Annotated in this window: 8 protein-coding genes; 5 read left to right on the top strand and 3 right to left on the bottom strand. The window is 47.0% G+C overall.

The window, feature by feature from the left end:
• The first annotated feature begins 35 nt into the window (after nt 1–35).
• From nirB to FN815_RS04240, 5 genes are all read left to right on the top strand, one after another.
• The gene (gene nirB, locus FN815_RS04260; protein ID WP_142453366.1) at nt 36–2,582 is read left to right on the top strand and encodes a nitrite reductase large subunit NirB; all 2,547 of its coding nucleotides are present in this window, start codon (nt 36–38) and stop codon (nt 2,580–2,582) included.
• 90 nt (nt 2,583–2,672) lie between these two features.
• Nucleotides 2,673–3,020, top strand: a complete 348-nt coding sequence (gene nirD / locus FN815_RS04255; RefSeq protein WP_142453365.1) for a nitrite reductase small subunit NirD — start codon at nt 2,673–2,675, stop codon at nt 3,018–3,020.
• A gap of 235 nt (nt 3,021–3,255) precedes the next feature.
• Nucleotides 3,256–4,620, top strand: coding sequence for an MFS transporter (locus tag FN815_RS04250; RefSeq protein ID WP_185957155.1), 1,365 nt, complete (start codon nt 3,256–3,258; stop codon nt 4,618–4,620).
• A 282-nt stretch (nt 4,621–4,902) separates the two neighbouring features.
• Nucleotides 4,903–8,415: a nitrate reductase gene (locus FN815_RS04245; RefSeq protein WP_142453364.1), complete on the top strand. Its 3,513-nt coding sequence runs from the start codon at nt 4,903–4,905 to the stop codon at nt 8,413–8,415.
• A gap of 161 nt (nt 8,416–8,576) precedes the next feature.
• On the top strand, nt 8,577–10,043 hold the full coding sequence (locus FN815_RS04240) for a rubredoxin (RefSeq protein ID WP_142453363.1): 1,467 nt from the start codon (nt 8,577–8,579) through the stop codon (nt 10,041–10,043).
• Between the two features lie 737 nt (nt 10,044–10,780).
• Here the strand turns inward: FN815_RS04240 and FN815_RS04235 are convergent.
• From FN815_RS04235 to mog, 3 genes are all read right to left on the bottom strand, one after another.
• A complete protein-coding gene (locus tag FN815_RS04235; protein WP_142453362.1) occupies nt 10,781–11,608 on the bottom strand; it encodes a uroporphyrinogen-III synthase in 828 nt (275 codons plus the stop codon).
• A 156-nt stretch (nt 11,609–11,764) separates the two neighbouring features.
• On the bottom strand, nt 11,765–12,442 hold the full coding sequence (locus FN815_RS04230; protein WP_142453361.1) for a precorrin-2 dehydrogenase/sirohydrochlorin ferrochelatase family protein: 678 nt from the start codon (nt 12,440–12,442) through the stop codon (nt 11,765–11,767).
• A gap of 207 nt (nt 12,443–12,649) precedes the next feature.
• Nucleotides 12,650–13,180, bottom strand: coding sequence for a molybdopterin adenylyltransferase (gene mog / locus FN815_RS04225; RefSeq protein ID WP_142453360.1), 531 nt, complete (start codon nt 13,178–13,180; stop codon nt 12,650–12,652).
• Nucleotides 13,181–13,218: the final 38 nt, after the last annotated feature.

The raw sequence follows: 13,218 nt of genomic DNA, 5'->3' as shown, positions 1-13,218 counted from the left end.
GGGAAGGGTTGTAAAAACAAAAATAAAATATCGGTATGACTTCCAACACAGTTTCTGACTCTCAAAAGAAACACATTGTAATTGTAGGTAATGGGATGGTGGGCTATAAGTTTTGTGAAAAGCTCCTCAAAAAGAATGATAAAGGGGATTTTAGGATCACCATTTTTGGCGAGGAAACGCGGCCTGCCTACGATCGCGTTCACCTGAGTGCCTACTTTGAAGACTCCAGTGAGGAAGATTTGCAGCTGGCCCCAATTGAGTGGTACAAAGAAAACGGTATTGAACTGCACACCGGTGAATTAATTACCGAACTGGATCGTGACAATCAAACGGTTACTTCACAAAAAGGCCGAACCGTTTCGTATGATAAGCTAATACTGGCCACCGGCTCCAGCGCCTTTGTGCCCCCCATTCCAGGCGTTGAGAAAAAGGGCGTGTTTGTCTACCGAACCATCGAAGACCTCGATGCCATCACCAATTACGCTAAAAAAGCCAGCAAAGCAGCCGTCATAGGCGGTGGCTTGCTGGGGCTTGAGGCAGCTAAATCAGCCATGGATTTGGGCCTTGAAACCAGTGTAATAGAATTTGCGCCCCGGCTGATGCCCCGCCAACTGGATGAAATTGGTGCCCAGGCCCTTAAATCTGCGCTCGAAGATTTTAATCTGGAAATCCTGCTCAACAAAAACACCAAACAAATTGCCGGTAACGGCACACCGGAGTACCTCGATTTTGCAGATGGCGAACGCCTGGATGCCGACATGGTCATCATATCTGCAGGAATACGTCCGCGCGATGAATTAGCAAAAAAAGCCGATCTTGAAGTAGGCGAACGCGGCGGTATTGTGGTGAATGACCGCATGGAAACCAACGATCCAAATATTTTTGCCATTGGCGAATCCGCCCTGCACCGTGGTATGATTTACGGCTTGGTGGCACCAGGCTACGAAATGGCCGATGTAGTGGTAGAAAACCTAACGGGGGGTGACGAAGAATTCACCGAGTTTGATATGTCTACCAAACTAAAACTGGTAGGCGTTGATGTAGCCAGTTTTGGGGATGCTTTTGGCGAAACAGAAGAGAACAGCAAAAAGGTCATCATTGATAACAAAGCCAAGGGCGTGTACAAACGGATTAATATCTCGGAAGACGGCAAACGGCTGTTAGGCGGGATGTTGGTTGGAGACGCAGACGATTACAACATGCTGCTCCAAATTGCTAAGAACGGTTTTTCTCTCCCCCCCGATCCTATTGATTTGATTATCGGAGAACGTGACGGAGAAACCGGTGCCGGACAAAAAGTATACGACTTTCCCGACGACTCCATCATCTGCTCTTGCGAGAGTGTAACCAAGGGGGAAATTTGCTCTCTGATTGAAGAAGAAGGAATGGAAGATATTGACAGCATTAAGGGATGCACCAAAGCCGGAACCGGCTGCAGCGGTTGTGTTCCTATGCTGGATGACCTGATTACCCAGTCCATGAAGGCAAGGGGTAAAGAAGTCCGCAAAGTAATTTGTGAACATTTTGACTACACCCGGCAGGAGCTTTACGATCTCATCAAAGTAAAAGAAATTCACACCTATGATGAGCTGCTGGATGAACATGGAACCGGCAACGGCTGCGAAAAATGTAAACCTGCCGTAGCCTCTCTGTTGGCCAGCGCCTTTAATGAACATGTGCTGAAAGATCGTGACACCATCCAGGATACCAACGACCGGTTCCTGGCTAACATTCAGCGTGGCGGAACCTATTCCGTGATCCCGCGCGTACCCGGTGGCGAAATTACCCCGGACAAACTAATTACTATCGGCCAACTGGCTAAAAAATATGGCCTGTACACCAAAATTACCGGTGGACAGCGCATCAACATGATGGGCGCCCGGGTAGACCAACTTCCTAATATTTGGGAAGAATTAATTGAGGCTGGTTTTGAGAGTGGTCATGCCTACGGAAAAGCACTGCGCACCGTAAAAAGCTGCGTGGGCTCTACCTGGTGCCGGTACGGTCTGCACGAATCCGTTTCCTTTGCTATTGAAATTGAAGAACGATATCGCGGGTTGCGGGCTCCACATAAATTAAAAGGCGGTGTTTCAGGATGCGTACGCGAATGCGCGGAAGCCCAGGCCAAGGATTTTGGCATCATTGCCACCGAAGAAGGCTGGAACCTGTTCGTGTGCGGCAACGGCGGCACGAATCCACAACATGCCCGATTGCTGGCTACCGACCTGGACGAAGAAACACTCATCAAATACCTGGATCGCTTCCTGATGTTTTACATCAAAACAGCGGAGCACCTGAACCGTACCTCCACCTGGCTCAACAAAATGGACGGCGGACTGGACTACCTCAAAAAAGTGGTAGTAGAAGATTCTCTTGGTATTGGGGAAGAACTGGAACAGGAAATGCAACAACTCATCAATGTATACGCCTGCGAATGGACGGAAGTGGTTAACGATCCTGAACTCCGCAAACGGTTCACTCATTTCGTGAATTCCGAAGACGCCGATCCAAGCTTGAAATTCAAAGATTATCGCGAACAAAAAGTTCCCGCCCCTGCTGGTTGGGAAAAAGACTCTAAGTAGTTAACGGGGCTAAGTACCCCTCATCGAAGTTCACTCACACACACTCAACTCACTCAACTTACAACTCCAAAACTACTACTCATCTAAACCATGCAAACAACTCAAAACGTCAACCAGTGGTTTAAGGCCGCTAAGGTTGAAGATTTCCCTAAAAACGGGGGAGCGTGCGTAAAATACAAGGATCAACAGATTGCGGTGTTCAACTTTTCCCGCCGTGGCGAATGGTACGCCTGCCAAAATATGTGTCCCCACAAAAAGGAAATGGCATTAGCCCGGGGCATGATCGGTGAATCGGAAAATGAGCCTAAAGTGGCTTGTCCTTTTCATAAAAAAGCATTCTCTCTTCAATCTGGCGAAAATATCAACGGCGAAGAAGAAGCAGTAACCACCTACCCGGTAAAAGTAGAGGACGGATACGTGTATATCGGCCTTAGCTGATACCCTCCTCCACTTCTCCAATCACTGCACTTTTACGAAAGCACGAGAGAGCTTTCAAAAACCTGTAACGGTCTTGCAGAAGAAGTCTATACAGTTGTCACTTCATAAGAACGAAGCAGGCCATTTGCCTGACTTTTCTTAGCTGAAAACAGCAACTACATCGGCAACCCTGCTCTCCCGCTTTCATGTGCATATGCCAAATAATGAAGTATCCTTCTAAACCACCACTGTAGCGATGAAAACAAACGATACCAATAAAGCAACCCGCATCAATCTATTTAGTTTTGCTGCGCCGCACATGCGCACCTTTCACCTGTCATGGATCTCATTTTTCCTGTGTTTCTTTGGCTGGTTCGGCGTTGCGCCACTAATGGCCGTCATCCGCGAAGAGCTAAACCTCACCCAATCCCAAATCGGAAATACAATTATCGCGTCGGTAGCCATCACGGTTATTGCGCGCATTTTTATCGGGCGCTTTTGTGATAAATTCGGTCCGCGCCTCACCTACACCACCCTGCTGATTGTAGGCTCCCTGCCCGTAATTGGCGTTGGGCTCAGCAACAGCTACGAAAGCTTTTTGCTCTTCCGTTTAATGATTGGCGTGATTGGAGCTTCTTTTGTAATCACCCAATACCACACTTCCGTTATGTTTGCCGATAATGTGGTGGGTACCGCCAATGCCACCACCGCCGGCTGGGGCAACATGGGCGGAGGAGCCACGCAAGTTATCATGCCGCTTATTTTTGCCGGCTTTGTGTTTTTAGGATTTGAAGATGGCGCAGCCTGGCGATGGGCTATGGTAGTGCCCGGCGTTGCGATGATTGGCTTAGGTATACTCTACTACAATTTCACCACCGACACCCTTGAGGGTAATTTTTCCGATTTAGAAGTGGATAGTGTGGCTGAATTTGAAGGCGAGGAAGAAGATGAGGCCGATGTTTCCCTTAAAGATGTTATGAAAGATTACCGCGTATGGAGCTTATTTGTGATTTACGGGGCAAGTTTCGGCATTGAGCTCACTATTAATAACATCGCCGCCATTTATTATTACGATTACTTTTCCCTGGATTTAAAAACAGCAGGTTTGATTGCCGGATCATTTGGCCTGATGAACCTTTTTGCCCGTTCTATGGGCGGGTATTTTGGGGATAAGTTCGGCATCAAATACGGTCTTTCAGGTCGGGTTAAATTTCTTTTTGTGATGCTGTTGCTGGAAGGATTAGCCCTGATGCTTTTTGCAAGTATGGGAACGCTTGGCCTCGCAATAGGCACTATGATTTTCTTTAGCCTGTGCGTACAAATGGCCGAAGGAGCCACCTTTTCTGTCGTTCCTTTCATCAACCGAAAAGCGGTAGGAGCAGTCTCAGGCATTGTGGGCGCCGGTGGTAATGCCGGGGCGGTGATGGCTGGTTTCCTCTTCAAGTATGAATCTATAAGCTATCCTGATGCCTTATTCTTAATTGGCTGCGTGGTAACGGTAGTCTCTTTCCTCGCGTTCACTATCCGTTTTTCTATGGGGGATGAAAAGGAAGCCCGCCATGAGCTGGAAGTAGCTATGAATGAAACAGATGGCGAGTTAGAACCTGCCTATGCGGATTGATGGGTTTGCCAGGAAAGAAATTTATCAAATAAGAAAAACCAGGCAGATTCGGAAAATGGCTCTATTAATAAGAAAAGCAACTCAACCAACGAACTTCCCCTCTTGGGAGGGGATTAAGGGGAGGGTTATTAAGGCAACCAAAATAATTTCCTGTTTCGATATAGATCAATGTTACCAAAACCCTCACCTTTGTTTCCTCTCCCAGGAGAGGAAGACTCCAATAGTACAAGATTCGCATTATCGTAATTTTTCACCACGATACTCATCAACCCGAACCCAGATATGAACCAAGCCGGTATCGAAACATTTAAATCCACCTGTTCCTACTGCGGAGTGGGATGTGGTGTGGTTGTGGAGAAAAATTCTAAAGGGCAGATTAAAGTCACCGGTGATGAAAACCACCCCGTAAACCGCGGCATGCTTTGCTCCAAAGGGATGAACCTTCACTACACCGTATCAGATAAGTCCGACCGCCTGCTTTACCCATCCATGCGCTGGGCGCGCCATCAGCCCCGCCGACGCGTTACCTGGGATACGGCGCTGGACCGGGCCTCAGCTGTGTTCCGCACCTTCATCGACAAGCACGGCCCCGATTCGGTGGGTTTCTATGTCTCCGGGCAATGCCTCACCGAAGAATATTATACCGTTAACAAACTGGCCAAAGGCTTTATTGGTACCAACAATATTGATACGAATTCCCGCCTGTGTATGAGCTCGGCCGTGGCAGGCTACAAAAAATCTTTGGGCGAGGATTCTGTGCCCATCAGCTACGAGGATATCGAACTGGCCAACTGTTTTTTTATTACCGGGGCTAACCCGGCATGGTGCCATCCCATTCTCTTTCGCCGTATTGAGGCGCATAAAGAGAAACATCCGGATGTAAAGATCATTGTCGCTGATCCTCGTGAGACTAAATCCTGCGCCCTTGCTGACCTTCACCTGCAACTGAATCCGGGGACCGACATTACGCTGTACCACGCCATTGCACGCTGCCTGATTGAAAACGGGCGTATTGACAAAGAGTTTATACAAGAACATACGGATGGCTTTGGCGATTTTCGTGAACAGGTGATGGAAAAACCACTTGAGGAATCTGCTTCCATTTGCGGGTTAGAGGTATCCGAAATCAAACAGGCCGCGCAATGGATTGGCGATGCTAACGGGTTTATCACCATGTGGGCAATGGGATTGAACCAAAGCGTTGACGGTACCGACAAAAACCTGGCGCTTATTAACCTTTCGCTGATTACCGGGCAGGTAGGCAAACCCGGATCAGGTCCCTTTTCTCTCACCGGCCAGCCCAACGCCATGGGCGGACGCGAAGTCGGCGGCATGGCCAGCTTGCTTTCCTCCCATCGGGACCTTGGCAATGCCGAGCATCGAAAAGAAGTGGCTAAACGCTGGGGCGTAGATTCTATCCCCGCCGAACCCGGCTATACGGCTACTCAAATGTTTGAAGCCCTGCGCAATGGGGATATGAAAGCCATCTGGATTATTTGTACCAACCCGGTGGTCAGCCTTCCAAATTCAGCCTTGGTGGATGAAGCCCTGGAGAAGGCTAAATTTGTGATCGTTCAGGATATCTCCAAACGCTCGGAGACGGTGGATTATGCCGACCTGGTGCTTCCGGCCGCTGGTTACCTGGAAAAAGAAGGCACCATGACCAACTCGGAGCGCCGCATCAGCTATCTCAATAAAGTAGTGGATGCGCCCGGCGAGGCTTTGCCTGACGCAGAAATCCTCTGCCGCTTTGCCCGTAAAATGGGCTATCACGGCTTTGATTTTGACTCCGCCTCCGACATATTTGACGAGCATTGCATGATGACCGGGGGCACGAATATTGACATCACCGGCCTTAGCTATGAATACCTGAAACAAAACGGCACCGTGCAGTGGCCTTTTCCGAAAAATGCCGAAAATGACACCCCGCGTTTATTTACAGACAAACAGTTTTATACGCCCAATCGGCGGGCTCAAATTCACACCCAAAAAACTGCACAGCCGGAACGGGAAGGAGAAGACAAACCACTGGTACTCACCACCGGCCGAATCCGTGACCAATGGCATACCCGTACCCGCACCGGCAAAGTAAACCGGCTGAATCAACATATCCCTCAACCTTATGTGGAAATTCATCCCCAGGATGCACAAAACCGGAAGATTACGGATGGCGATGTCGTAGAAATAACCAATGACCGGGGCCGGGTACGGGTTCAAGCTACACTTTCTAAAAACATCAAACCCGGCGTGGTATTCATTCCCATGCACTGGGGCAAAATCCTCAAAAAAGATTTTCCGCGTGCTAACAATTTAACAAGCAGCCGTGTAGATCCGGTTTCGAAGGAACCTGATTTCAAGTACTCCACGGTAGAAATTTCGAAATTCAGCAAGGCCAAAGAGAAGATTTTAGTAGTGGGGGCCGGAGCTGCAGCCTATCAGTTTGTGAACCGGTACCGGGAGTTGAATACGGAAGATGAAATCGAGGTGTTTTCCAAAGAAGAACATCCCTTTTATAACCGCGTGCTGCTGCCGGATTACATCAGTGGAGAACTGGACTGGGAACAGCTCCAAAAAATGAAAACCGGATACCTGGAGGAGCTTGATCTCACCCTGCATAAAGAAGTGAGTGTAGAATCCATTTCCCGAGAAGATAAAACCGTTATTGACTCCAACGGCAAGAAACACAGCTACGACCAACTTATCCTTGCCACCGGCAGCCGGGCAAACTTCCCTAAAGATATCCCGGAATTACCCGGGGTGTTTACCATTCGCCAACGTTCCGATGCTGACCGTCTCCAGGAATACACCCAAAATGAAGGCCATGTAGTGATTGTAGGCGGTGGGCTGCTGGGACTCGAAATGTGCGCCTCGCTCTGCCAGGCTGATATGGAAGTTACCCTGGTGCACCGAAACCCGCGATTGATGGAGCGCCAACTGGACCAAATGGCCAGCGATTTGCTGTATCGGCACGTCCAAGAGTGCGGTATAAATGTGATGTTTAATGACGAGATCGAGCATTTATCTCAATCTGGAGAAAAAATAAAAGCGAGCCTTAAAAGCGGAAAGTTCCTTGATTGCAAAGCCGTGGTGTATGCAATTGGTACCCGTCCCAATATCGGCCTGGCATCTGAGGCCGGCTTGACTTGTAAGCGCGGAGTGGTGGTAAATGAGCACCTGCAAACCAGCGATCCGGACATCTACGCTATTGGGGAAATCGCTGAATTTGAAGGCACGATGAATGGAATAACGGCCGCTGCCGAACAGCAAGCTGAAATAGCCGCGGGATATATTTCCGGGGATCTTTCCAGCCATTATGCCGGCTCTCTTTCTATGAATATTCTGAAATTTCCAGGGCTTGATCTCTGCTCCCTGGGCATCAGTGAAGCTCCCGAAAATGATCCTGATTATGAAGAAATCGTGCTATTGGACCAGTCCCAGCTTTTCTACAAAAAATGTATCGTTTACCAGGATAAGCTGGTCGGTGCCATTCTTATGGGAGATAAAGCCGAATTCAATGATTTCCGTAAACTGATTGACAGTGAGATGGAACTGTCTGACCGCAGGAAAGAACTGCTACGATCCGGTCAGGCCATGCCCCCGATGAAAGGAAAGCTGATTTGTTCTTGTAATAACGTGGGCGACGGCAACATTCGGGAAGCCATGGAGGCAGGTTGCCATGACTTTGGTAAACTGTGCCAGCAAACCGGGGCCGGCACCGGTTGCGGAAGCTGTAAACCCGAAGTAAAAACCTTGCTGGAACAGTTTGATGGTGAACAGTTGGTCAGTGAACAGTAAACAGTAAACAGTTAGCAGTTAGCAGTTAGCAGTAAATCCAAATTAATTCTGTGAGACTCTGTGACGTACTCTGCAACATCTGTGAGAAAAATATGGTAGCTAAAAGTACCTAAGTGTCGCATACGGCATAATCATTTTAAAATTACCAATAACCGAATCCTATGAACAAAAACGATCTCATACGTGCCTTTACGCCCGGCGGATTGCTCTCTCCCCGTGATCTGCAAAAAATTGTGGGCATTGCCCGGGATTTGGGAAATGATACCGTACACTTTGGCTCCCGCCAGGATATTATGTTTGTCGGCAGCGAGGTAGACCAGCTTTCACTGGATGAAGAGTTTGGTGCCATTGGTACCCATTATGAGTGGAGCGGGCAGCGGTACCAAAATATTGTTACTTCTTTTGTGGCCGTTGATATTGTACCAACCACACCCTGGGTTACCGCTGGTACCTATTACAACGTGCTGGACACCTTTGATTACCGTCCCCGGCTGAAAATCAATATCACCGATCCTAAGCAAAGCCTGGTACCCTTGTTCAACGGCCAACTCAATTTTGTAGCTTCTCCACATGAAGATTACTGGTACCTATTTTTAAAATTTAACCCTGAGAGCAATCTACAACGCTGGCCGGTGCTTATTTACAGCCAGGATATCGGGAAAATATCCGCTAAAATTGAGGCTTTTTATTTTGACACAAAAGCCCCGGATACAGCTAAAGCTCATGAGGTTTTTGACCTTATCAACCCACAAACAGAAGCCAATAACCGCACCATTGACCAAGAGCTGGAATTACCTGCTGAGCCATCACCATATTATGAAGGATGGCACAAAATGAGTGGCAACAAATATTGGCTGGGGCTGTACTGGCGGAACAACCGGTACACCATCTCGTTTCTGGAAAAAGTCTGTGAACTTTGCATTAAAACCAATATTGGTAAAATCATCCTTACCCCGTGGAAGTCGTTTATTGTTAAGGATATTTCCGGGGAGGATCGGGCAAAATGGGAAGCATTGTGCGGCAGTAACGGCATCAACCTTCGCCACTCTTCCCTGGAGCTGAACTGGCACTTACCGGTTTTGAATGAGCATGCGCTGAAGCTGAAGCGATACCTGGTGAGTGAGTTTGATCAAAATGACATCAGCACCTACGGCTTAACTTTTTCCATTAAAGAACGGCCCGTTAATTTGTTTACGTCGGTGGTGATTATCATGCACCCGGAAATTACTTTTTTCGGGAAGTATGTGCTTCGTTATCAATATCATGTGTATTACAGTAAAAACTTCAATCCGAATGAAGAAACGTATATTCCTTACGCCAAATATTTGCACCGGAAAGATCTCCCCAACACACTGATGGAATTGAGCCAAAGTTATTACACGGAAGCTTATAAAGATGAAGAAGACCGGATTTGGGAAGAAGAGGAGCCCACGCCAGAAACCATCAAAGGCGGACAGTGCCCGAACTGTATGACTATTTACCATCCGCATTACGGAGAGCCTGAGGCAAAAATCCCCGAAGGAACACCTTTTGCCGATTTACCGGATAGCTACACCTGCCTGCTTTGTGACACCCCAAAATCAGCTTTTGAGGAAATAGAAATCGGGCTTCCGGAAACGATGGTTTGATGAGATAAAGGTAACCCCGTTCACTGCTCCCACCACGATCTTTTCAGTTTATAACTGAAAAGCGGAAGCCCTGAGTACGATAAACATGGCAGGTAACATGAACCTGAGAAGTCTTAGACTTCTATACCGATTGAATTGTTTGACATGCATGGGTGAATTTAGGCTAATTCATTCGGACACAAATACGGGTATTCGTATTATACCAGTCCCCGTAGGGACGGCCGAATGTAGCCCCGGAATTCATTCCGGGATAGAAAATACGATCACATTACTAATCCCAGAGGGATGACCCGCATAAATTATTTGATGCCTCAATTTTCATTTTACAGGCAATGCCGGGTCGTCCCTACGAGACTTGGAACTTCGGGGATTCCGCTACCGCGGGATAAATCCCGTGGCTACATTCGGGCATCCCTGACGGGATTTTTATGAATTGGTTGAGGTGAGTTAAGATTGTTTCATGGGTTACCAGCTGTGACTGCCACCTGCCTTTTCATATCGGGAAAACATCCTCGTAGGTCGGGCAGATTTGCCCGACCAGGTAGTAACCACCTAAATTACCATTATGTAAGCATGGACGGATCAATCTATCCGTCCACGTAGTTCACTTTTCAAAGATCTTTTCAGTTTGTAACTGAAAAATGAAAGCCCTGAGTACGGTAGACATGGCAGGTAACATGAAACTGAGAAGTCTTAGACTTCTATACCGATTGAATTGTTGGACAAGCAGAGGTGAATTAAGCCAATTCATCGGCTAATTCGTTTACAAAAATCGCCAGTTTGGGGCGGGACGGTTCAAAATCTACTTCGATGCCATATGTTTCTAATCCCTTAGAGCACACCGGCCCGATGGAGGCTACGGTAACCTTTTTCAAGGCTTCCAGAAAGCTTTCTTTTACATCCATGCTATCCGCCACTTTCATTACATGATGCACCTGGGTTTTACTGGTGAATAGCGCAGCATCAACTTTTCCGTCTACAATATACTGGATTCCCTCTTTCAGTGGTTCCAGGTCATCTGGCAGGGCCCAGCGATAGATAGAGGTGTGCACCAGTTCTGCTCCCCGCTTCTTCAGCTCCTCATTTAATTGCTCGTTGGTTTCTCCATATTCCTGTATGGCTACCTTCTTACCTTTTAAATCTGCTGTTTCCGGGCTTTTGTCCAGCGTTTCCAGAAGTTCTTTCCAAGTATTGGGTTCGGGTACTTTTATATTGATGGGAATATCAAGATCACGAAGCACTTTGGCAGGTTTGGGGCCGCGGGATACCACGATAATATCGGAGAGTGATGCATGAATTTGCTCCCATTTATACCGGGTTTTCATGGTTTTTACCAACATATCGGTGCCAACGCCGGTCATACATAGCAAAATGTCAATCTCTCCGGCAAACAACTGATCGGCAAAAGTAAATACTTCGGAATGATTCTCCAGGGGCACCTCCTGCATAGACGGCGCGCTGAGGGCCTCCACTCCCTGCCGGCGAAGCAGCTTTACCGTGGTATCAGCCATGCGACTTTCAAAAGTTAGTGCTGTGCTTTTGCTAAGTGTTTCTGTTGAACCCATTGTGCAACTGTTTTATGAAGAAAATTACTGAATCTTCTTTAAGATAAAATTCTGATTTCAATTTAGATAGTCAGACATGTTTGAGTATTTAAACCTCCAAGGTTTTTAACCTTACATATCGAACTCAAACAAAATGTTGAAAACTTTGGAGGTTTTTCAGGGATGATGAGAAAGAGCATCCATTACGACTTCCTTTCCTAAAATTTCAGCCGTTTTTGCATGCGCCTCTTCTTCCTTTCCCTGTTGAAATAACGTAAGCACCTCCGAATCTATCAGTTCGTACCACAGCTTTTTACGGGTGGCAAATTCATAGTGATGCTTTGACATTGGAGCCCTCAACTTCTGCATAAACTCAAGGAAATAGCCGTATTCAGGGCCAAACTCTTTCTCAAAACGCTGCCGCAACCGTACCGATAGCGCCGGAGCCGCCCCACTGGTTGAAATCGAAATAGTAAGCGGACCACGCCTTACGATAGATCCAAAAGCAAAATTAGCATGCGGCAGGTCATCCATCACATTCACCAATATTTTCCGTTCCATGGCTTCATGGTACACCTGTTCATTCACATCCCCTTTGTACTCAGCCACAATAGCCATAAAAGCTCCTTCCAAATCGCCAGGTTGATATTGACGCGGAATCCAGTGAAATCGATCTTCTTTTGCCCAGTGGTGCATTTTCTCGGTTAGATATGGGCTGATAACCGTCAACTTTGCATTTCTGTCCAGCAGCTGATGTACCTTCCCTTCCGCCTCCTCATCTCCCCCGATCAAAACGGTCGTCTGTTCATCCAAACGCCGCAGATAAATCGGAAACATTTCCATATAGTTACTCATGTTATGTACAATCCGGTTTAACCTTAAAACTTTAAAGAGCTCGTCTTCAAACACACCCTTATATTTAATTTTATTTTGAATATATTGACTAATGTCTAAATTATTAATGCAATATCAAAATTAAACCGACATTATATATAGTTTATATGAATACTTGTTGATTTCAACTTTAACCGGCTGTTGAATATTACGCCTTGTGAAACCGGATTACTTTTTGGGCCTGAAGGCCGGGTCAAATTCGGAGCTAAATTCCAGTTGTGGTCCACCCACTAAATCGATGCAATACGGGATGGCATCAATGACGGCGTCCAGGCATTCGGCAATGGCTTTGGGTTTGCCGGGCAGATTTATGATGAGCGTATTATCCCGAATACCGGCTGTTTGGCGGGATAAAATAGCCGTAGGTACATATTGAAGTGATTCTTTACGCATGACTTCCCCAAAGCCGGGCAACATTTTTTCGCACACATATTCGGTGGCTTCCGGGGTGATGTCTCGCTTTGCAGGCCCGGTTCCGCCGGTTGTACAAATTAACGAGCATCCTTCATCGCACATGTCAATCATAGTTTTGGTAAGCATCTCATATTCATCCGGAATTACTTTGTATTTCCATTCCAAAGAATTTTGTAGCCGTTCACTAAAATATTCTTTTATTGCGGGTCCGGAGCGATCATCATACACGCCTTCACTGGCCCGGTCAGAGGAGGTAATAATTCCAATTCGTATTAAATCTGCCATAGAATTATGCTTTTTGATATTTTTTGTAATGAATAATC

This window comes from Gracilimonas mengyeensis (genome assembly GCF_900182705.1).
Lineage (GTDB): Bacteria > Bacteroidota > Rhodothermia > Balneolales > Balneolaceae > Gracilimonas > Gracilimonas mengyeensis.
Note: the sequence above shows the minus strand (reverse complement) of the source record. Positions and strands in the feature narration are given on the sequence as shown.

Coding starts and splice junctions, on each gene's coding strand:
- nirB (WP_142453366.1), top strand. CDS start 36: ATGACTTCCAACACAGTTTCTGACTCTCAAAAGAAACACATTGTAATT.
- nirD (WP_142453365.1), top strand. CDS start 2,673: ATGCAAACAACTCAAAACGTCAACCAGTGGTTTAAGGCCGCTAAGGTT.
- FN815_RS04250 (WP_185957155.1), top strand. CDS start 3,256: ATGAAAACAAACGATACCAATAAAGCAACCCGCATCAATCTATTTAGT.
- FN815_RS04245 (WP_142453364.1), top strand. CDS start 4,903: ATGAACCAAGCCGGTATCGAAACATTTAAATCCACCTGTTCCTACTGC.
- FN815_RS04240 (WP_142453363.1), top strand. CDS start 8,577: ATGAACAAAAACGATCTCATACGTGCCTTTACGCCCGGCGGATTGCTC.
- FN815_RS04235 (WP_142453362.1), bottom strand. CDS start 11,608: ATGGGTTCAACAGAAACACTTAGCAAAAGCACAGCACTAACTTTTGAA.
- FN815_RS04230 (WP_142453361.1), bottom strand. CDS start 12,442: ATGAGTAACTATATGGAAATGTTTCCGATTTATCTGCGGCGTTTGGAT.
- mog (WP_142453360.1), bottom strand. CDS start 13,180: ATGGCAGATTTAATACGAATTGGAATTATTACCTCCTCTGACCGGGCC.